We start from the raw sequence: 18,871 nt of genomic DNA, 5'->3' as shown, positions 1-18,871 counted from the left end.
TTGAGTGAACATCTATTTATCAGATGAAACGGGCGCCGGAGACGGCGCCTTATCTGTTCTGGCGGAACGCTGGCAGCTGGTGCATGACGACAACAGCCTGATGGCGCTGGTGCTGACCGCGGATCGTCTTGAGCTGCGCAAGCGCGATGAGCCAAAGCTGGGCGGCATCTTCGTCGATTTCGTGGACGGCGCGATGGCGCACCGGCGCAGGTTTGGCGGCGGGCGCGGCGAGGCGGTGGCAAAAGCCGTCGGCATCAAAAGCGGTTATCTGCCGGACGTGGTGGATGCGACCGCCGGGCTGGGGCGCGACGCCTTCGTGCTGGCGGCGATCGGCTGCCGGGTACGCATGCTGGAGCGTAATCCGGTGGTCGCCGCGCTGCTCGACGACGGTTTACGCCGCGGCTACGCCGATCCGGAGATCGGCCCGTGGCTGCGCGAACGGCTGACGCTGCTGCACGCCTCCAGCCTGCAGGCGCTGACCGATATCACGCCGCCGCCGGACGCGGTGTATCTCGATCCGATGTATCCGCATAAGCAGAAAAGCGCGCTGGTTAAGAAGGAGATGCGGGTGTTTCAGTCGCTGGTCGGGCCGGATGAGGATGCCGACGGGCTGCTGGAGCCGGCGCGTCGGCTGGCGAAAAAGCGGGTGGTGGTGAAGCGGCCGGACTACGCGCCGCCGCTGGCCGGGGTGGCAACGCCAAACGCGGTGACCACCAAGAGCCACCGTTTTGATATCTATGCGCCGCTCGGCGGCGATTAATCTTCTTCTTCGTCGCGCAGCGGCACGATCAGCATATCGATGTGCACGGTGTTGATCAGCTGGCGCGCCGACGACATCAGCTTGCTCCAGAAATCCTGATGGTGCCCGCAGACCACCAGATCGACATCATACTTTTTAATCGCATCGACCAGCACCTGGCCAAGATCGCCGCTGCCGCTGAGGGTTTCACTCACCGGGTAGCCGGCGCTGGTGGAGAGCTCGGTCAGCGCGGTGTGGGTTTCCTGCGAAATACGCTTCTGCATATCGCCGAGGTTAACGTCAATCAGGCCGGTATAGAGGTCGGAATAGTTGACGTCGACGTGGATCAGCGAGACTTTTGCGTTATAAGGGCGCGCCATGGAGACTGCTTTATCAACCAGCAGTTTGCTTTCCGGCGACAGATCGACCGCGATCAGAATGTGTTTATATGACATATGAAGACTCCTTTTCACTGAAATTATGCCTTGAGTATAGCTAACTTCCCCGGCGCGGGGTGAGGTCTGGTGCACCCTTTTCGCAGGCCGCCATCATGAATTTTCCTCCCGTTACCGGCGGATGTGATAAACAGCAGTGGAAATAAATTAGCCCAATCTTCTACACTGATTACATGCCCCCGCTCACCGGGCGTCGTGGCGTCAGGGTTATTAATCTTACCTGAATCAATTACAGGGTTGGCGAACCCGCGCGGTATGAAGCGGCTTGCCCGTGTTCAGTGGCCGCGACAGGGCCGGGAGGGGATGATGATCAGCACCGTTGCGTTATTCTGGGCTCTTTGCATTATCTGCGTGGTGAACATGGCTCGTTACTACTCGTCGCTGCGGGCGCTGCTGGTGGTACTGCGCGGCTGCGATCCGTTGCTCTATCAGTACGTTGACGGCGGCGGCTTCTTTACCGCCCACGGGCAACCCAGCAAGCAGGTGCGGCTGGTGCGCTATATCTGGGCGCAGCGCTACCTTGACCATCACGACGACGAGTTTATCCGCCGCTGCCAGCGGGTGCGCGGCCAGTTCGTGCTGACCAGTTCGCTGTGCGCCATCGTGGCGATCAGCCTGGTCGGGCTGGCCATCTGGCATTAGCCCGGCGGGTGACCGACGAAAAAAAAGCAGACCGAAGTCTGCTTTTATCTGTAAGTCTGGCGGCGGTAGCACGGCGCTCGCTGCGTCGTGCTACCGCGTTTAACGCGATCAAATCAGCTTCAGCGCCACCCAGTAGAGTGAACCCGAAAGCAGAATCGAGATCGGCAGGGTAAACACCCACGCCAGCAGGATGCTGCGGATGGTTTTGCCCTGCACGCCGCCGCCGTCAACCACCATGGTGCCCGCCACGGAGGAGGAGAGCACGTGGGTGGTGGAGACCGGCATACCGGTATAACTGGCAACGCCAATCGATACCGCTGCGGTCATCTGCGCCGACATGCCCTGCGCATAGGTCATGCCGTTTTTACCGATCTTCTCACCGATGGTGGTGGCAACACGACGCCAGCCAACCATGGTGCCCAGCGACAGCGCCAGCGCCACGGCGAGAATAATCCACACCGGGGCATACTCAACGGTATTCAGCAGGTCGCCCTTCAGCTTGTTGAGGAAGCGTTTCTCATCAGCCGGGGTTTCCGGCAGCTTAGCGGCTTTCTCAGCGGTATCAGAGATGCACATCAGCAGGCGACGCAGCTGGCTGCGCTGGTCGACGTTAAGCGCATCATAGCTGGACAGATTATTCAGCAGCCCCTGCGCGCGCTGGATGGCCGGCAGTGCCCGCGCCGCATCACAGTGGAAATCATGCGGCCCTGAGCGTACCTCTTCCGGCGTCGGCAGCGCCGGTGGTGCCATCTGAATGATATGGGTCAGCGAGGCGGCGTTCTGCTGGTAATACTGCTCCAGATGGTTGACCGCATCCCGGGTACGGGTGATGTCATAACCGGTGGAGTTCATATTCACCACGAAGCCCGCCGGAGCCACGCCGATCAGCACCAGCATAATCAGACCAATGCCTTTCTGACCGTCGTTAGCGCCGTGCGAATAGCTGACGCCAATCGCCGACACGATCAGCGCGATACGCGTCCAGAACGGCGGCTTTTTCTTGCCGTCGATCTTTTCCCGCTCGGCCGGGGTCATATGAATACGCTGACGCTTGATGCTGCCGCTCCAGAAACGACGCAGCAGATACACCAGGCCGCCGGCGACCACCAAGCCAACGATCGGCGAGATAATCAGCGACATAAAGATGCCGATCATTTTCGGTACGTTCAGCGCATCCACCACCGAGGTGCCGGTCAGCAGCGCGTTGGTCAGGCCGATACCGATAATGGCACCAATCAGGGTATGGGAGCTGGAGGCCGGTAACCCAAAATACCAGGTGCCGAGATTCCAGATAATAGCAGCCAGCAGCATGGAAAAGACCATCGCCAGCCCGTGGGCCGATCCAACGTTAAGCAGCAGATCGGTGGGCAGCAGATGGACGATCGCGTAAGCCACGCTTAAGCCGCCCAACAGTACCCCGAAGAAGTTAAATACCCCGGCCATCACCACCGCTAACTGCGATCGCATTGCTCGGGTATAGATAACGGTTGCCACCGCGTTGGCCGTGTCGTGGAAGCCGTTAATCGCTTCGTAGACCAGCACAAACAGCAGAGCAAGAACCAGTAACAGGCCGGTATGGAAATCAAGACCAGCAAACAGATGTAGCATAAGCGTTACGCCATTTTGGAGGACATGAACGCGGCGCATTATCTGCGACAACCCGTGCCGGGGGAAAGGGAAATATAGACTTTTTTTGACATTACTCTGTCAGTTGTGTGACAGCTTGCGATGAAATCGCTGTCAAATCACTAAGTTACAAATTGTTACCGCCGCCTTTTTACCCGGAAGCTGGTATCGCCGCCGTCAACTCACTACAATCAGCGTTTTTAGCGGTTTTGGCCGGGGTGAGCAGTGGAAAAGTTTGACGTGATCGTGATTGGTGCCGGTGCGGCCGGGATGTTCTGCGCCGCACAGGCGGGTCAGAAAGGGCGTCGCGTACTGCTGCTGGATAACGGTAAAAAGGCCGGACGCAAAATCCTGATGTCCGGCGGCGGCCGCTGTAACTTTACCAATCTCTACACCGAACCGGCGGCCTATCTCTCTGCTAACCCGCATTTCTGCAAGTCGGCGCTGGCGCGTTACACCCAGTGGAACTTTATCGATCTGATCAACCGCCACGGCATCGCCTGGCACGAAAAGACCCTCGGCCAGCTGTTCTGCGATGACTCGGCGCAGCAGGTGGTCGATCTGCTGCTGAAGGAGTGCGAGGCGGGCAACGTCAGCGTGCGCCTGCGCAGCGAAGTGCTGGCGGTGACCCGTGATGACGCCGGTTACACCCTGCAGCTGAACGGCGCGGAGGTGTGGGCTGAGAAGCTGGTGATCGCCAGCGGCGGCCTGTCGATGCCGGGGCTGGGCGCATCACCGTTTGGCTATAAGATTGCCGAACAGTTTGGCCTGAAGGTACTGCCCACCCGCGCAGGCCTGGTGCCGTTTACCCTGCACAAGCCGCTGCTGGAACAGCTGCAAATTCTCTCCGGCGTGTCGGTGCCGTCGGTGATGACCGCCGAAGACGGCACAGTATTTAAAGAGGCGCTGCTGTTCACCCACCGCGGCCTCTCCGGGCCGGCGGTGCTGCAGCTCTCCAGCTACTGGCTGCCCGGCGAATTTGTCACCATCGACCTGTCGCCGCAGCAGAGCCTCGACGCCTTTATCAATGAAGAGCGCAGCCAGCATCCGAATCTTAGCCTGAAAAACAGCCTGGCGAAAATTCTGCCCAAACGGCTGGTCGAGTGCCTGCAGCAGCTCGGCACGCTGCCGGAGTGTACCCTGAAACAGCTGAACAGCCGGCAGCAGGCGGAGCTGGTTGCCACCCTGCACCAGTGGCGGGTGCAGCCGAACGGCACCGAGGGCTACCGCACCGCCGAAGTGACGCTGGGCGGCGTTGATACCAGCCAGCTCTCCTCCAAAACCATGGAGGCGCGCGACGTGCCGGGGCTGTACTTTATCGGCGAAGTGGTGGACGTCACCGGCTGGCTGGGCGGCTATAACTTCCAGTGGGCGTGGAGCTCGGCCTGGGCGTGTGCGCAGGCGCTGTAACGACCAGAAAATCATCTGCTGTAGCGTTCTGACGCTCACTAACAGCCTGCCCAGGCCACGCCTGTAGCAGACTGATTGTGCCAGCACCGTCACGCCATCACCGGAGATCGTCACCATGAAGAAGCGGGATTTTATTACCCAGGATCTGCTGAGTAAGATCTATCAGGCGGCTCCTGGCCCGCTGCATAAGCTCCCCGGCGAGCGGGAGCTGGCGGAAGAGTATGGCGTCTCGCGCCATACGGTGCGCGCCGCGCTGAAGAAGCTGGTCAGCATCGGCATTATCCGGGTGGTACAGGGCTCGGGTATTTTTGTCAGCGAAAACGCCCGCAGCAATCCGCTGGTCTATAACTCAATTACGGAAAAGCGCTTCGATCAGATGCGCTACCGCCTGCTCAGCCTGCACAAGCGCCTGCCGGATAAAGATCAGCAGCAGGTGTTTGGCATCGGTGAAAATGAGTGGCTGTGGTACTTCTGCCGCCTGCGCTACGTGGACGAGCGCTGCACGCAAATTGAGACTTCAAGCCTGCCGCTTTCCCGTTTCCCGGACCTGACCCAGCAGGTGACTGAAAGCTCACTACAGCAGTATGTGACCGCCAGAGGCGACACCCTGTCGCACTTCCTCACCCATTATCAGGCGGTGGCGGTGGATAAAGCGCAGGCCGCGCTGCTGGGCTGCAGGCGCGGTGCACCGGCGATGAAGATCACCAACCGGGGGATACTGGCCGGAGGCGATGTGTGGATCCTGAGCGAGGTTATCGATATCCACTATGAATGTACCTGGGTTGCCCCGTTCAATGCCGATAACCTGCGTTTTCGCCGCGGCGATTAAGGCGTGTGCATCGCCCCGCCGGGCAGTCGGCTTTGCGTCCACTCGTGTGCACGATAGCAGCCGGGGAAGCGCGCCAGCGCGGCTTCATCGACGCGGATGCCGATGCCGGGACGATCGATGGGGTAGAGATAGCCACCTGCGGCCTGAGGCGTGTCCGGGAACACCGCAAGGGTACTGGCCTGCGCCGGAATAAACTCCTGAATTGCGGCGTTGTGCAGGTGGATATTAAGGTGGGTATTCACCGCCACGGCCACCGGCGTCATATCCGGCGGGCCGTGCCAGGCAAGGCGCACGCCGAACGCCTGGCAGAGCACCGCCAGCTTCAGCGCCGGGGTGATGCCGCCAATCTGCGACACGTGGCAGCGGATAAAATCAATCTGGCGGTTGACGATCAGATCGTGCCACTCGGCGGGATTGTTAAACAGCTCACCCAGCGCCAGCGGCACGCTGCTGTGCGCGCGGATCTGCGATAGCCAGCCGCTCTGCTGCGGCGAAACGATATCCTCCAGGAACCAGGGCTGATAAGGCTCCAGCGCTTTAGCCAGCTGAATCGCCTGCTGCGGGAACAGCCGCTCATGCACGTCGTGCAGGATGTGGAAGCGCTGGCCGTATTTCTCCCGTAGCGCTTTGAACATGGCGACGGTGTTGGCCATATACTCGTCCTGATCGTAGTAAGCCCCCGGGGTGGGTTCGCGGGTCTGATGTAAATTCTGCGGCGTACCACCGTAGAAACCGAGCTGGCAGCGGATGTAGCGATGGCCCTGCTCCAGCAGCGCGTCGATCTGCGGGTAGAGCGCATCGAGGCTTTCACCGGCGGCGTGGCTGTAGACGGCTATCGCATCCCGCGCTTTACCGCCAAACAACTGATAGAGCGGCATCTGCGCCAGCTGGCCTTTGATGTCCCACAGCGCCATATCCACCCCGGCGATGGCGTTATTCATCACCGGTCCATTTCGCCAGTAGGCGTTGACCTGCATCATCTGCCACAGGTCTTCGATGGCATTCGCGTCGCGGCCGATCAGCAACGGCTTCAGGTATTCATCCACCATGGTTTTCACCGCCAGCGGCCGTTGCTGGAACGTGGCGCAGCCGTAACCGACGACATTCTTGTCGGTGGTGACTTTTACCAGCACCAGGTTATGGCGGTCCGGTCGGGTGATAAAACATTCAACATCGTTGATGCGTGTCGGGGTCATGGTTGCTCCTGGCGGCTGACGAAACGCGAATTACTGCGGCTATTATTCCCGCGCTTCTTAACCCATTTCCAGCAATTTATTTTGGTCCGAACGCGCAAGCGAAAAGGTAAAAAAAACGGACCAATTTACTGCCTTAAGGGTTTTTTGAGCTTGTACTAAGTGGTTTTGTGAATGCCATCACCTTTTATTGGTTTGTTTATACGAAGCGCCATCCCGTACACTTTTTCACACATCCACGGCCCTCATCAGGGCAGATAAGGAGCGGGAAATGAGTCATTCAGCCATCATTGGTGACCTTATCCAGGGGGTAGGGGGAAGGGAAAATATTCATAAAGTCTGGCACTGTATGACCCGGTTGCGCTTCGATCTGGTTGATGAAGATAAAATCAATCGTCAGGCCATTCTTCAGCTGCCGGGAGTGCTGGGCGTTCAGTTACAGAGCGAACAGTTTCAGGTGATTATTGGCCCGGAGGTTGAGCGCTGGTATCAGCTGATTAACGGCGAGGCGGCACCTGCCACCGACGGACCGGCTACAGAGAAAAAGAAAAAAGGCTGGGTATCGCTGTTTATGGATACCGTCTCGGGCGTGTTCGGGCCGATTGTACCGGCGATCGCCGGGGCGGGGATGATCAAAGGCCTGCTGGCGGGCTTGATTGCTATGGGCCTGCTGTCGACCAGCAGTGATACCGTCAGGATCATCGATCTGATTGCCAGCGGGGTCTTCTGGTTCTTACCCTTCTTCCTCGCCGTTTCCGCCGCAAAGATGTTTAAAACCAATGAGTATCTGGCGATAGCGGTGGTGGCCTGCCTGATGTATCCCTCATTAATTGATGCGGCGAAACTGCTGGCCGGCGGCGCGCCGGGCGCGGTGCAGACCTGGTGGTTCGCCGGCCTGCTGCCCATTTCGGTGTTTAACTATGCGTCCAGCGTCATACCGGTGATCTTCTCGGTGCTGGCGCTGAGCTATATCCATCGCGCGGTGGACCGCATCATGCCGCAGGTGCTGAAAACCGTCTTTACGCCAACGCTGACGCTGTTTATTACCGCACTGGTGGCGCTGGTCGCCATTGGTCCCGCAGGCATCTGGCTGGGTAAAGGGCTGGCCTGGTGCATTCAGGGGCTGTTTGATACCTCGTCCGTGCTGGCGGGGCTGATCGTTGGGGCAATTCGCCCGGTGGCGATCCTTACCGGCATGCACCACGCGATGACCCCGATCGCGCTGCAGAACTTTGCCACCCAGGGGTACGACATGCTGATGCCGATGATGTGCATGGCCAATATGGCGATTGCCGGTGCCACCTTTGCCATCTGGTTTCGCAACCGGCATCGTGCCGATCGCACGGTCACCCTGTCGGCGGCGGTGTCGGCGCTGCTGGGAATCACTGAACCTGCGCTGTTTGGCGTGCTGACGCGGGAGAAGCGGGCTTTCGTCGCCGCGATTATTGCCAGCAGCATTGCTTCTGCCTTTGTCGCCTTCTTCGGCGTACGGCTGTTCGGCTATATCCTGTCCAGTATTTTCAGCCTGCCCGCCTACATCGGTCCCTGGTTCCCGTATGCCATTAGCGGGGTACTGATTGCGCTGGTGCTGTCGTTCAGCCTGACGCTGCTGCTGGTCGGCAGGGGCGCTGAACGGTCAGCCGCTGATGGCGGGGGAGGCTGAATCAGTAAAGCGTGACGAACCCGATCACCCCCACCATTCTGGTGACAATGGTCGGGTTGTCAGTAAAACTGACCCGCTTGCTGTCGGCGCGGCATTATAAGGTGCAGAGCGGAGGCGGGCTGCTGGCCGGGGCAGACACCACCACCGCCGGCACCTGACGCGCCAGCAGATCCACCGGCAACGGCGTGCTCAGCGGAACGGGCTATCGCTGCGCGTTGGCCAGCGGTGCCTCGGCCAGAAACGCGGCCAGCGGTGCCTCGGCCAGAAACGCGGCCAGCGCACGCCGGGCCTGATTCAGTGCTTCATCTGCCACCGGCTGGCCCGGCAGATAAACGAACTGCACGCGGTGGATGCCGACGGTAGCAAGCGTGTGCCGCAGGTAAGGCGTCAGGAAATCCGGCTGCCTTGCCGCATCCCCTGTACAGATACCGCCCGACCTGACCAGCACCAGCGTCGGCCTGTCGCGCAGCAGCCCCACTTTCCCCTCCGGCGTATTAGTAAAGCTGCGCTCAATACGCAGCACATAGTCAATCCACAGCTTCAGCGCGGCCGGCACGGTAAAGTTGTGCATCGGCGTGGCGATCAGCAGCCTGTCGCAGGCTTCCAGCTCGCTAATCAGACGCTCTGAAACTGCCAGCGCCGGATCGCTGTCCGGCGCGGCTGAGGTGAGAGCCTGCGCGTACCCTGCGGACAGCGGGGCAAGCGGCTCAGCCGCCAGGCTGCGGGTGATAAGAGGGAGGTCATCACCCGTTAAACCCCTTTCGCGTAGCGCAGCCTGCACTAACCGTGTACCCGATGAAGTGTTGCCAAACGGGCTGCACTCGAGGAAAAGCGTCTTTTTCATGCTTTATGGCACCTGTAACGCCTGGCTGAAGTGCAGCCCTTTTGAGAGCAGTCCCTGATGAAAATAGAACCGCTGTGCCAGGGCATTGCCTAAGGCGGTATCCAGCACCAGATGCGCACAGTTTTGCTGCTTTGCCTCCTCGCGCAGCGCGTCGATCAGCCTGCCGCCAACGCCCTGGCTGCGTGCCTCAGCGGCGACAACAAGGTCATCAACGTAGAGGAACCGGCCGTATAACAGATTTTCCTGCAGGCGATAGCCCGCCAGCCCCATCAGCTGTTCGCTCTGCCATGCGCCAAGCAGGCGATAGCCTTGCCCGGCCTGACGAACGATCTGCGCCGCAAAAGTATCTGCATCGGCGAGATGCGGCCGTAGCTCGCGCATCAGCGTGAAGCTGGCCTGCCGATCCCGTTCCGGGTCAATCAGGCTGAAGTGATAAGTACCCATAGTTAACCCCTGATGATTAAACAGTAACCTGTGTACTTTAGGCAGGCGGTCTGGCCGGTTAAAGAGACAAGAACTGACTAAAATGCTGGTTCATCGCGCGGGGAGGGACGGCGGCGATAATGATCCCCCTGGCACGGGGCCCTGCGGGTGAGCCAATCCGCAATTTTTACTTCTGGCCTACCAGAATTTGATAGGTGTTTTTGTATATACTAATAATGCCTTTATTATTAAGTATGAATTTAATATCTGATTTTATTGTGTTTTTAAAAAATTGATTGGTCGATATTTTGTATATACTATTCTTAACAGGTTGTGGGCCACTAAGGATGGATATGCACCATGGATTTGATCATGCCTTCTTCAGTCACAGCAAAAATTTTGCAAAAACACGGTGTGTTACCGAAAGAGGTTCATGAGTGTTTTTATAACCGAATCGGAAACTATCTGATTGATACCAGAGAAAAAAATAAGACCCGACCACCGACGTTGTGGTTTGTTGCCGAAACAGACCGGGGAAGGCGGTTAAAAATATGTTTCGTACCCGCCGGGGTGGGTAATGCATTTGGTTTACCGGTACTGAAGACGGCTTATCCACCGGATGCCACCGAAGAAGCACTCTGGCGCAAACATGGGCTGTAAGGGTTTAACTGATTCAGCAAGGACGCTAAATGCGGGCTCAAAAGGTTCGAAGAGGAATACGCGATGAGTAAAAAGACCCCTGAACTGTTAGATGATGTGGATGAATGGGAAAAACGCGCGCTGGGTGCCTCTGAGGAGCATGTTGCCGTGGCCCCCCGGCAATATGCTGACGAAACAGACGAACAGCTCGGGCTGCAGGCGATCTCAATCCGGCTGCCGAAGTCACTGATTCGGGACCTCAAAGAGATTGCTGCCCGATATGATCTTGGCTATCAGCCGATGGTCAGAGACCTGTTAAACCGTTTTGCCGTCGCTGAGCAAAAAAAATATTTCACCGAACAGCTGGGTAAATACACGGTCGCAGAAGAGCGCTCACAGGAAGATACCGCGCCTGTTTCTGAATTTATCGCCGGTTTGAAGAGGCAGGCGTGAAGTGGATGAGTCGCTAAGAGCATGGGCATTGCAACAACGGTTTATTGCCAGGGCGATGGCATCCCGTCTCAGAGCGAAAGAAACAGCAGATTATCGGCCTGCCTCTGAGGTTTTAAACCGGCTGGTCTTGAAGCTGCACGCTGCGCAGTTTAAGTACCCGCGAAAATAAGGGTCTGACTAACAGTTTTCTTGCACCCTAACGCTCATTTTGACGGTATCTGCAATCATATTGAGCGGATCGGATAAGGTAGCGCTGCGGCAGATGCAGTAAGCTGGTGTTCTGACGGCCAGCGGCCTTTACTTCCCCTTTTTCAGGAACAGACAGCCATGAAACTCTACAGTGACAGCTTTAACGACGGTGCGGCGATCCCGGGCGAATTCGCCTTTGCGGTAGCGGGAAGCGACGAGCCGATTGCGCTCTCCAGCAACCGCAACCCGCACCTGCGCTGGGAAGATGTGCCGGCAGGGACGCAGTCGCTGCTGCTGATCTGCCACGATCCGGACGTGCCTTCCCGCGCGGACGACGTTAACCAGGCGGGCCGCACCGTCTCACGCGATCTGCCGCGTATCGACTTCGCCCACTGGATCCTGCACGGCATTGCACCCGACGTGCGTGAGATTGCCGCAGGCAGCCACTCGTCGGCGATTACCGCCGGCGGTAAACCGGCCACCAGCCTGCCGACTGAATTTGAGCACGGCATCAACGACTATACGCTGTGGTTCAGCGGCGATGCGCAGATGGCCGGCAGCTACTTTGGCTATGACGGCCCGTGCCCGCCGTGGAACGACGAGCTGATGCACCGCTATATCTTCACCCTCTACGCGCTGGACGTGCCATCGCTGACCATCGAAGGTGAGCCGGTGCTGGCTAACGTCAGGACCGCGCTGGGCAAGGTCGGCGTGCTGGCCGAAGCCAGCCTGACCGGGCTGTATACGCTGAATCCTGACGTCTGAGCCGCCGGGCAGCCGCAGAGCAGGTGGTAAATCCCGCCGAGCCTCGCTGTACTTTTTGTCGCCCTGCCGTAAGATGAAAGCCCGCTTTCATATGAAAGCGGCAGACGACAACGTGAGGTCACAGTGCAACGGCGGCATCAGCAGATTCTGGAACGGTTAGAGAGCAAGGGCAAGGTCAGCGTGGCGGAGCTGGCGCAGTGGCTGGGCGTCTCCGGCGTGACCATCCGCAAGGATCTGGTGGCGCTGGAGCAGCTGAACCGGCTGCGGCGCGCCCACGGCTTTGCCCTCGCCTTAAACGATCTGAATCAGCGCATCGGCAACAACGTCAGCGTAAAAGAGGCGATGGCCAGAAGCGCGCTGTCGCTGCTGACCGCCGGTGACACGCTGTTTATCGAGGCCGGCAGCAGCAACGCACACCTGGCGCGGGAAATTGGCCGCTCCGGCCTCGACGTCACGGTGGTAACGCCCTGCCTGTACGTGGCCAGCGAGCTGAAAAACGGCCCGCAGGAGGTGGTGGTGCTGGGCGGTGTGCTGCAGAAGCGCAGCGAGTGCCTGGTCGGCCCGCTGACCCGGCTGGGCATCAGCAGCATCAACGTCAACAAGGTATTTATCGGCATCGACGGCTACACGCCGCAGCAGGGCTTTACCGGCCGCGACGTGATGCGTGCGGAGAATATCCGGCTGGCGCTCGAGAAACGCGTGGAAAACGTTGTGATTGCCGAATCGGATAAATTCGGCAGGCTGTTTCCGTTTAACGTTGCGCAGCATGCGGATATCGGCACGGTAATCACCGACCGGCTGCTGGCGGAGGAGTATCTCGCGGTACTGCGCCAGCATGATATCAGGGTGCTGATGGCCTGAAGGCGGCCACGTCGATGCCGTGACGGCGGATCTTGTTATACAGCGCGCCGCGCGACAGGTTCAGCGTCAGCGCCACCTGGCGCAGATTGCCCTGCAGCTCGCGCAGGCAGGCTTCGATCTGCGCTTTTTCAACCGCTTTCAGGCTGCCGCTGGCGCTGCTCGTCGCGCTGCCGCGCAGCGGTCCGGCGCTCAGCCGCAGCTCGTCCGGCAGGTTGTCCGCCGCGATCGTCGCCCCTTCGCAAATATTCAGCGTACGTTCGACGACGTTCTCCAGCTCACGCACGTTACCCGGCCAGGCATAGCCGCTCAGCACGCGCAGCGCCTCATCGCTGAAGGCCGGCAGCGGCCGCTGCAGCGCCCGGCTGACTTTATCGCAGAACAGGGCGGTCAGGTCGGCAATATCCTCACGGCGCTCGCGCAGCGGCGGCACCGCCAGGCCAATCACGTTAAGGCGGAACCACAGGTCGCGGCGGAACGAACCGTTCTCCACCGCTTTCAGCAGGTCGCGGTGGGTGGCGGCGATAATCCGCACGTCCACCGCCAGCGGCCGCTTGCCGCCGATACGCGTGACTTCCCCCTCCTGCAGTACGCGCAGCAGGCTGGTCTGCGCCTCCAGCGGCATATCGCCGATCTCGTCGAGGAACAGCGTACCGCCGTCGGCCAGCTCAAATTTCCCCGCCGCGCCGCCCTTACGTGAGCCGGTAAAGGCCCCGTCTTCATAGCCAAACAGCTCGCTCTGCACCAGATCGCGCGGCAGCGCGCCGCAGTTCAGCGCCAGGAACGGCCCGCTCTGGCGCGCGCTGGCGTTGTGGATCGACTGGGCAAACAGCTCCTTGCCGGTGCCGCTTTCGCCGCTCAGCAGCACGGTACTGTCGCTGCGTGCCGCCGCACGCGCCATATTCAGCACGCTGCGCAGCGCCGCCGACTGGCCGCAAATCATCTCAAAGCTGTAGCTGGCGCTGCTGCCGAGCACCCGGCGGGTGATTTCACGGATGCGGCGGTGCTCGCGCAGCGAGATCACCCGGCCGCCTTCCGGGGTGATCACCACTGAAATCAGGCAGGAGACGCGGGTGCGGCCGTCCGGGCAGACGGTCAGGTTGCGGTCGCGGCAGGCGGGCAGGGCCTTGAGGCTGACGCCCTCCGGCTTCAGCACCGCATCAATATCCTGATATCGCACCTCATCGCTCAGCGCCAGCACCTGGCGGGCATACGGGTTAAGCAGGCGGATCGTGCCCTGCGGGCCGGTAACGATCACCCCTTCATGCAGCGACTCGACGATTGAGGCCTGCTCGTTGAGCAGCTGTCGCAGCTTAAGCTGCTGCGAAATCGCTTCCGCCGCGGCCTGCACGGTGCCGAGCGTGTGGTAGTGAAAGGCGTGCTGGCTGGCGGTCAGCGTCAGCACGCCGAGCAGGTTGCCCAGCTCGTCGCGCACCGGTGCGGCCGCGCAGTGTTTACCGCGCTCGCGCAGCGCGCGCATATAGTTCTCTTCGCTAAGCAGCCACACCAGCCGGTTTTCGCTCAGGCAGCGCCCGGAGCAGTTAGTGCCCTGCACCGACTCCAGCAGAATACTGCCGATCGGCGTTAAATCCTGGCCGCAGAAGGCAATGGTCACGCCATGCGCATCGGTCAGGTTGATATGGCCGTCCGGGTTATAGGCCAGCAGGTTACGCATCACCTCCTGCGCGATGGTAATCAGCCCGGCGTTGCTCTCCAGCACCGCGCGCAGCTGCTCGGGCGCAATAAAGGTGTAGCGGAACGCTTCGGGGTTAATGCCCAGCCGGCGGCTGCGCTGCCACGAAGCCAGCACCGTGCCGCGTAAACCGGGTGGCGTCTGACCGGCGGCGAACGCATCCCACGCCCGGTTCAGCTCCCCCGGCTGTGCCGACAGCGGCGCCTCCGACATGCGGGCAATCAGCCCCCACTCCTCTTCCCCGAACTGCCCCTGCTCGCTCATGCTGCCACTCCTGCCGAATTGAGGTGTTCATAATACAGACATGTTCACAAATCATGTTCTGTTTATAAACATGCTGTGATCGCCATCATTTTTTAACTGACTGAAATTTCAGGATATCGGAGTTGGCACAGCCCTTGCTAACTGACATGTATCTGGCCTGCGGTGTCTTACCCGATCCCCGGTTGCGTCATTAAAACAACAACTCCACACCCTACACATAAAGGAAATTAGCATGTCTGAGACTCAAAAAGTGATTCGCGTTGGCCTGATCGGCGCCGGTCGTATGGGCTCTTTCCACGGCCAGACGCTGGCGCAGCGGATCCCGGGCGCAACGCTGGCAGCGGTGGCCGATCCGGTGCCGGGGGCGGCAGAACGTCTGGCCGCGAAACTGGGTGCGGCAAAGTTCTTTACCGATCCGCAGGCGCTGCTGAACGATCCTGAAATCGATGCCGTGGCGATCGTCTCCCCGGCGCGTACCCACGCTGAACTGGTGGTGGCGGCGGCGAAAGCCGGTAAAGGCGTCTTCTGCGAGAAACCGATGGCGGTCACGCTGGAAGAGGCGGACCAGGCGATTGCCGCCGCGAAAGAGGCGGGCGTAGTGCTGCAGGTCGGCTTTAACCGTCGTTACGTCAGCGGTTTCAGCGCGGCGTACCAGGAGATCAAAGCGGGAAAAATCGGTACGCCACAGCTGCTGCGATCCACCACCCGTGACCCGGTGCTGAACGATCCGTCGCGCATCCCGCACTGGACCATCTTCCTGGAAACGCTGATCCACGACTTCGATATCCTGCTGCACCTTAACCCGGGCGCGAAGCCGGTTTCAGTCTATGCGGTGGCCGATGCGCTGGTGCGCCCGGACTTTAAAGAACAGGGCCTGCTGGATACGGCGGTGGTCAATATCCGCTTTGATAACGGCGCGATCGCCACCGCAGAAGCCAACTTCCAGGCGGTGTACGGCTACGACGTGCGTGCCGAAGTGTTCGGCAGCCAGGGGATGCTGCAGGCGGGCAGTATCAATATCAACAACTGCGTGCGTTATACCGCAGCGGGGATCTCCATCGATACTTCACGTCAGGATACCGACCTGCTGCATGATGCGTATGTCGCAGAACTGACTGATTTTGTTGATTGTGTGCGCAACAAGCGTCAGGCTGAAGCCAGTGGCGAAGCCGCCCGTAACGCGCTGGCCGTGGCGCTGGCCTGCATCGAATCCGTGCAGACTAACCAGCCTGTGCAACCGTAAGGAGCCTGAATATGTCGCACTACTCGCTTTCCGTTTGTGCTGAAATGGTGTTTACCGATCTGCCGTTTATCGAGCGCGTCGAACGACTGCACGCGCTGGGCTTTGGCGTGGAGATCTGGGACTGGACGAAAAAGGATATCGACGCGCTGGTCAGCACCGGCGCGCGCTTTACCTCAATGACCGGCTATATCTCCGGCAACCTGACTGATGATGAGGAGATCGCGCAGCTGCTCTCCAGCGCCGCCGAGTCGCTGCGGGTGGCCGAACGCCTGAACTGTCCGTCGCTGAACCTGCACGGCACCGGGCTGAACAACGTCGGCCTGCCGGTGAAGCCGGTAGAGGTGGTGACCGGCGCGATGTGGCTGAAGGCGAAAGAGACGCTGTCGGCGCTGGCCGCCTTAGGCGAACAGGCCGGGCGCGTCTTTACCCTTGAAAACCTGAATACCGCCGTCGATCATCCGGGCACACCGTTCGCCAGGGCAGAAGAGACGCTGGCGCTGGTCAGCGCGGTGAACAGCCCGTGGCTGAAGATGAACCTGGATATCTACCATGCGCAGATCGGTGAAGGCAATCTGGTGGAGCTGATCCGCCGCAGCGATAAGCATATCGGTGAGATCCAGGTGGCGGACGTGCCGGGCCGCCAGGAGCCGGGCACCGGCGAAATCAACTACCCGGCGATCGCCCGCGCGCTGGCGGGTATCGGCTACGGCGGCGTGGTGGCGCTGGAGGGCTGGGCGTCCGGGGATTCGGTGCAGGCGGTGGAGGCGTTCCGTAAGGCGTTTACGCTGTAATGCGGCGGGCACTCATCTGATGGTCGGCGGTGGAATTGCACCGCGACTACAACACCATCAGCATGGGCGTGCTGCATGACTTCTTCGGCTGCCTGGCGCTGGAAACCGCGACAAAATCCTCGCCCGCAACCAGAAATTGCTGCGCGAAAACCTGCAGACGCTGGACGCGTGGGTGCAGGGCGAGCCGTTAATCAGCTATGTCAAACCGCAGGCGGGCACCACCGCGCTGCTGAAGTATGACCTGCCAATAGGCTCCCGTGATTTCTGTATTCGCCTGCTGCAGCGCTATGGCGTCATGTTCACCCCCGGCGAGGCGCTGGATGTGGAAGGCTATCTGCGGATTGGTTTTGCCAATAATCCTGAGGTGCTGAAAAGCGGGCTGCCACGGGTCAGTCAGTTCCTGCGCGAGCTGGCGGCGGAGCTTAAATAACCGGCGGCAGGCTCAGGCCAGTCGGTTACTCCGCGTAGCAGTGCTCTGGTACAGGAATGTGCCCTGTTAAACGGTGGTGGAGAACCGGCCGCTGCCGCTGTGAGCGGGGGAGGTGATGTACTCGCCGGGTGGTGATACCCGGCGATTTAATGGTCAGGCAAGCGGCTGTGGATGGCGTGGAGATCGTAGCCGTTAGGTCACTCTGTCGCGATCGCCGCGCGCTGCCTGCGCGACAGACCATACCCGGCTAAGGCGCAGATCGCGATAAACCACGGAATAATCTGTACCCAGTTCGAGTCGCTGCCGCTCAGCAGCTGTAAATTGTTGATCACCAGAATCAGGGTGGCGGCCATCGCAATCAGCGCCAGCAGCGGGGCCCAGAACACCTGCCAGCCGCTGTGCGTATGGCGCGTCTGGCGGAAAAAGGCGATCACGGCGGCCGAGACGCCCACCTGCAGCAGCAGTATTGACAGGGTGGCGATGGCCGAACCGAAGGCGAAGATCTGTCCGACCGGGTCGACCCCCATACTGCCCAGCGCGGCCAGCAGCAGCAGAAAAATGACGCTGTGCAGGTGGCTGGCATTATGCGGCGTGCCGTTTGTCGGGTGGGTGCGGCACAGCTCTTTCCAGATCAGCCCGTCGCGGCTGATGCTGAACAGATAACGGGAAATGTTGTTATGAAAGGCCATGGCGGCGGCGAACAGGCTGGTGATCAGCAGGACGGACATGGTCTCCACCGCCCACTGGCCGACCACACTGCGGGTGATGGCAAAGAACAGGCTGCCGGGATCCTGACGCGCCAGCGTCACCAGCTGGCCGAAGTCGTAAGCCTGCAGCAGTGCGAAGCTGGTAAAGCAGAAAAAGGCGCTGATGATCAGCAGTGCACAGAGCGTGGCGCGCGGCACGGTTTTCTGCGGATCGCGGCACTCTTCGGCATAAATCGCCGTGGATTCAAAACCAATAAAGGAGGCGATGGAAAACATAAAGGCGATACCAAAGCTGCCCTGGGTCAGCACCGCAGGGTTCAGGCTGCTGAAGTCCAGCGCACCCGGTTTTTTCAGCAGCAGCATCACGTCGGTCAGCAGCACGATGGCCACTTCGCCGAGCATCAGCACGCCCAGTATCTTCCCGCCCACCTCCACCCGCCGGATGCCGAGGATCCACGCCAGTACGATAAACAGCATGCTTAATGCCCACCAGGGGACGGTCAGTGCAAAATGGCTGCTTAAAAACTGCTGGCTGAAGAAGCCGAGCATGGCGACCACCGCCAGCTGCACCGAGCAGTAGGCCACCAGCGCAGTCACCGAGGCGGAAGCCCCCCAGTTTTTCCCCAGCCCTCTGGCGATATAGGTATAGAAAGCCCCGGCATCCTGCACGTAGCGGCTCATGGTCAGATAGCCAACCGAGAACAGCATCAGCATCAGGCAGGCAAGAATGTAGATCAGGGGAATACCGGGGTTCTGGCCGGTGAAAATGGCCACCGGCAGCCCGCCCGCCACGCCGGTCAGCGGCGAGGCGGCGGCCACCACAAAGAACACCAGTGAAGCCAGCCCAAGGGTATTTTTTCGTAATCCGGTTGTGTTATGCATTGCTGCACCTCTGCGGCCAGGGAGTGAACCCCGCCATAACAGCCGGCGGCGGGGAGGGGTCAGTGGGCGCATCATTTCGCAGCGCTGACGGCAGGGATAGAACAAATCAGACAGGGCAGCGGGCTGCCGATGC

Annotated in this window: 20 protein-coding genes; 13 read left to right on the top strand and 7 right to left on the bottom strand. The window is 60.1% G+C overall.

What is annotated here, in order from left to right; translation table 11 throughout:
• Nucleotides 1-4: 4 nt before the first annotated feature.
• On the top strand, nucleotides 5-760 hold the full coding sequence (gene rsmJ, locus ASF13_RS03770; protein ID WP_056232758.1) for a 16S rRNA (guanine(1516)-N(2))-methyltransferase RsmJ: 756 nt from the start codon (nucleotides 5-7) through the stop codon (nucleotides 758-760).
• On the opposite strand, the gene uspA is transcribed toward rsmJ, so the two are convergent.
• On the bottom strand, nucleotides 757-1,194 hold the full coding sequence (uspA, locus tag ASF13_RS03765; protein ID WP_056232756.1) for a universal stress protein UspA: 438 nt from the start codon (nucleotides 1,192-1,194) through the stop codon (nucleotides 757-759). The two genes, rsmJ and uspA, sit on opposite strands and share 4 nt — an antisense overlap.
• A gap of 306 nt (nucleotides 1,195-1,500) precedes the next feature.
• Here uspA and uspB point away from each other — a divergent pair, with 306 nt between their 5' ends.
• Nucleotides 1,501-1,836 (top strand): universal stress protein UspB, encoded by a 336-nt coding sequence (gene uspB / locus ASF13_RS03760; RefSeq protein ID WP_056232801.1) that lies wholly within the window; start codon nucleotides 1,501-1,503, stop codon nucleotides 1,834-1,836.
• A 108-nt stretch (nucleotides 1,837-1,944) separates the two neighbouring features.
• On the opposite strand, the gene pitA is transcribed toward uspB, so the two are convergent.
• The gene (pitA, locus tag ASF13_RS03755) at nucleotides 1,945-3,444 is read right to left on the bottom strand and encodes an inorganic phosphate transporter PitA (protein WP_146005502.1); all 1,500 of its coding nucleotides are present in this window, start codon (nucleotides 3,442-3,444) and stop codon (nucleotides 1,945-1,947) included.
• A gap of 243 nt (nucleotides 3,445-3,687) precedes the next feature.
• Between pitA and ASF13_RS03750 the strand changes: the two genes are divergently transcribed.
• Nucleotides 3,688-4,872 (top strand): NAD(P)/FAD-dependent oxidoreductase, encoded by a 1,185-nt coding sequence (locus ASF13_RS03750; protein WP_056232753.1) that lies wholly within the window; start codon nucleotides 3,688-3,690, stop codon nucleotides 4,870-4,872.
• A 115-nt stretch (nucleotides 4,873-4,987) separates the two neighbouring features.
• Nucleotides 4,988-5,701, top strand: coding sequence for a GntR family transcriptional regulator (locus ASF13_RS03745; RefSeq protein ID WP_056232751.1), 714 nt, complete (start codon nucleotides 4,988-4,990; stop codon nucleotides 5,699-5,701).
• On the opposite strand, the gene ASF13_RS03740 is transcribed toward ASF13_RS03745, so the two are convergent.
• Nucleotides 5,698-6,897, bottom strand: a complete 1,200-nt coding sequence (locus tag ASF13_RS03740; protein WP_056232750.1) for an enolase C-terminal domain-like protein — start codon at nucleotides 6,895-6,897, stop codon at nucleotides 5,698-5,700. The genes ASF13_RS03745 and ASF13_RS03740 overlap by 4 nt on opposite strands.
• Nucleotides 6,898-7,165: 268 nt before the next feature.
• Between ASF13_RS03740 and ASF13_RS03735 the strand changes: the two genes are divergently transcribed.
• Nucleotides 7,166-8,557, top strand: coding sequence for a PTS transporter subunit EIIC (locus tag ASF13_RS03735; protein WP_056232747.1), 1,392 nt, complete (start codon nucleotides 7,166-7,168; stop codon nucleotides 8,555-8,557).
• An 11-nt stretch (nucleotides 8,558-8,568) separates the two neighbouring features.
• Complete coding sequence (locus ASF13_RS24170; protein ID WP_156365546.1) at nucleotides 8,569-8,715, top strand: hypothetical protein; 147 nt, start codon at nucleotides 8,569-8,571, stop codon at nucleotides 8,713-8,715.
• 44 nt (nucleotides 8,716-8,759) lie between these two features.
• Here ASF13_RS24170 and ASF13_RS03730 read toward each other — a convergent pair whose 3' ends face one another.
• Both ASF13_RS03730 and ASF13_RS03725 read right to left on the bottom strand, forming a co-directional pair.
• Nucleotides 8,760-9,401 carry an FMN-dependent NADH-azoreductase gene (locus ASF13_RS03730; protein WP_056232745.1) on the bottom strand — a complete coding sequence of 214 codons (642 nt, stop codon included), beginning with the start codon at nucleotides 9,399-9,401 and terminating at the stop codon, nucleotides 8,760-8,762.
• Between the two features lie 3 nt (nucleotides 9,402-9,404).
• Nucleotides 9,405-9,845 (bottom strand): GNAT family N-acetyltransferase, encoded by a 441-nt coding sequence (locus ASF13_RS03725; RefSeq protein WP_056232743.1) that lies wholly within the window; start codon nucleotides 9,843-9,845, stop codon nucleotides 9,405-9,407.
• 339 nt (nucleotides 9,846-10,184) lie between these two features.
• Here ASF13_RS03725 and ASF13_RS23195 point away from each other — a divergent pair, with 339 nt between their 5' ends.
• The 4 genes from ASF13_RS23195 (at nucleotide 10,185) to ASF13_RS03710 (ending at nucleotide 12,731) form a co-directional block, all read left to right on the top strand.
• Complete coding sequence (locus tag ASF13_RS23195; RefSeq protein ID WP_072166272.1) at nucleotides 10,185-10,484, top strand: hypothetical protein; 300 nt, start codon at nucleotides 10,185-10,187, stop codon at nucleotides 10,482-10,484.
• Nucleotides 10,485-10,547: 63 nt separating this feature from the next.
• Nucleotides 10,548-10,916, top strand: a complete 369-nt coding sequence (locus ASF13_RS03720; protein ID WP_056232741.1) for a hypothetical protein — start codon at nucleotides 10,548-10,550, stop codon at nucleotides 10,914-10,916.
• Nucleotides 10,917-11,243: 327 nt separating this feature from the next.
• Entirely contained in the window at nucleotides 11,244-11,870 is a 627-nt protein-coding gene (locus tag ASF13_RS03715; protein ID WP_056232740.1) for a YbhB/YbcL family Raf kinase inhibitor-like protein, read from the top strand.
• A 123-nt stretch (nucleotides 11,871-11,993) separates the two neighbouring features.
• Complete coding sequence (locus ASF13_RS03710) at nucleotides 11,994-12,731, top strand: DeoR/GlpR family DNA-binding transcription regulator (RefSeq protein WP_056232739.1); 738 nt, start codon at nucleotides 11,994-11,996, stop codon at nucleotides 12,729-12,731.
• Here the strand turns inward: ASF13_RS03710 and ASF13_RS03705 are convergent.
• Complete coding sequence (locus tag ASF13_RS03705) at nucleotides 12,712-14,685, bottom strand: sigma 54-interacting transcriptional regulator (RefSeq protein ID WP_056232738.1); 1,974 nt, start codon at nucleotides 14,683-14,685, stop codon at nucleotides 12,712-12,714. The genes ASF13_RS03710 and ASF13_RS03705 overlap by 20 nt on opposite strands.
• Nucleotides 14,686-14,917: 232 nt before the next feature.
• Between ASF13_RS03705 and ASF13_RS03700 the strand changes: the two genes are divergently transcribed.
• From ASF13_RS03700 to ASF13_RS03690, 3 genes are all read left to right on the top strand, one after another.
• A complete protein-coding gene (locus ASF13_RS03700) occupies nucleotides 14,918-15,928 on the top strand; it encodes a Gfo/Idh/MocA family oxidoreductase (protein WP_056232736.1) in 1,011 nt (336 codons plus the stop codon).
• 11 nt (nucleotides 15,929-15,939) lie between these two features.
• Nucleotides 15,940-16,719, top strand: coding sequence for a TIM barrel protein (locus tag ASF13_RS03695; protein WP_056232735.1), 780 nt, complete (start codon nucleotides 15,940-15,942; stop codon nucleotides 16,717-16,719).
• Nucleotides 16,720-16,855: 136 nt separating this feature from the next.
• Entirely contained in the window at nucleotides 16,856-17,149 is a 294-nt protein-coding gene (locus ASF13_RS03690) for a hypothetical protein (protein ID WP_056232732.1), read from the top strand.
• A gap of 197 nt (nucleotides 17,150-17,346) precedes the next feature.
• Here the strand turns inward: ASF13_RS03690 and ASF13_RS03685 are convergent, their stop codons facing one another.
• The gene (locus tag ASF13_RS03685; RefSeq protein ID WP_056232730.1) at nucleotides 17,347-18,738 is read right to left on the bottom strand and encodes an APC family permease; all 1,392 of its coding nucleotides are present in this window, start codon (nucleotides 18,736-18,738) and stop codon (nucleotides 17,347-17,349) included.
• Nucleotides 18,739-18,871 lie beyond the last annotated feature (133 nt).

Origin of the sequence: Erwinia sp. Leaf53, from assembly GCF_001422605.1 — a bacterium.
In the GTDB taxonomy this organism is placed as follows: domain Bacteria; phylum Pseudomonadota; class Gammaproteobacteria; order Enterobacterales; family Enterobacteriaceae; genus Erwinia.
The sequence above is the reverse complement of the archived record's forward strand: the minus strand, read 5'-3'. Positions and strand labels throughout refer to the sequence as shown.

Bases quoted from the DNA above. Each gene is read 5' to 3' on its own strand.
- ASF13_RS03735 (WP_056232747.1), top strand. From the start codon at position 7,166: ATGAGTCATTCAGCCATCATTGGTGACCTTATCCAGGGGGTAGGGGGA.
- uspA (WP_056232756.1), bottom strand. From the start codon at position 1,194: ATGTCATATAAACACATTCTGATCGCGGTCGATCTGTCGCCGGAAAGC.
- ASF13_RS03740 (WP_056232750.1), bottom strand. From the start codon at position 6,897: ATGACCCCGACACGCATCAACGATGTTGAATGTTTTATCACCCGACCG.
- ASF13_RS03695 (WP_056232735.1), top strand. From the start codon at position 15,940: ATGTCGCACTACTCGCTTTCCGTTTGTGCTGAAATGGTGTTTACCGAT.
- ASF13_RS03715 (WP_056232740.1), top strand. From the start codon at position 11,244: ATGAAACTCTACAGTGACAGCTTTAACGACGGTGCGGCGATCCCGGGC.
- ASF13_RS03705 (WP_056232738.1), bottom strand. From the start codon at position 14,685: ATGAGCGAGCAGGGGCAGTTCGGGGAAGAGGAGTGGGGGCTGATTGCC.
- ASF13_RS03745 (WP_056232751.1), top strand. From the start codon at position 4,988: ATGAAGAAGCGGGATTTTATTACCCAGGATCTGCTGAGTAAGATCTAT.
- ASF13_RS03725 (WP_056232743.1), bottom strand. From the start codon at position 9,845: ATGGGTACTTATCACTTCAGCCTGATTGACCCGGAACGGGATCGGCAG.
- ASF13_RS03685 (WP_056232730.1), bottom strand. From the start codon at position 18,738: ATGCATAACACAACCGGATTACGAAAAAATACCCTTGGGCTGGCTTCA.
- ASF13_RS03720 (WP_056232741.1), top strand. From the start codon at position 10,548: ATGAGTAAAAAGACCCCTGAACTGTTAGATGATGTGGATGAATGGGAA.
- ASF13_RS23195 (WP_072166272.1), top strand. From the start codon at position 10,185: ATGGATTTGATCATGCCTTCTTCAGTCACAGCAAAAATTTTGCAAAAA.
- uspB (WP_056232801.1), top strand. From the start codon at position 1,501: ATGATCAGCACCGTTGCGTTATTCTGGGCTCTTTGCATTATCTGCGTG.
- ASF13_RS03730 (WP_056232745.1), bottom strand. From the start codon at position 9,401: ATGAAAAAGACGCTTTTCCTCGAGTGCAGCCCGTTTGGCAACACTTCA.
- ASF13_RS03700 (WP_056232736.1), top strand. From the start codon at position 14,918: ATGTCTGAGACTCAAAAAGTGATTCGCGTTGGCCTGATCGGCGCCGGT.
- pitA (WP_146005502.1), bottom strand. From the start codon at position 3,444: ATGCTACATCTGTTTGCTGGTCTTGATTTCCATACCGGCCTGTTACTG.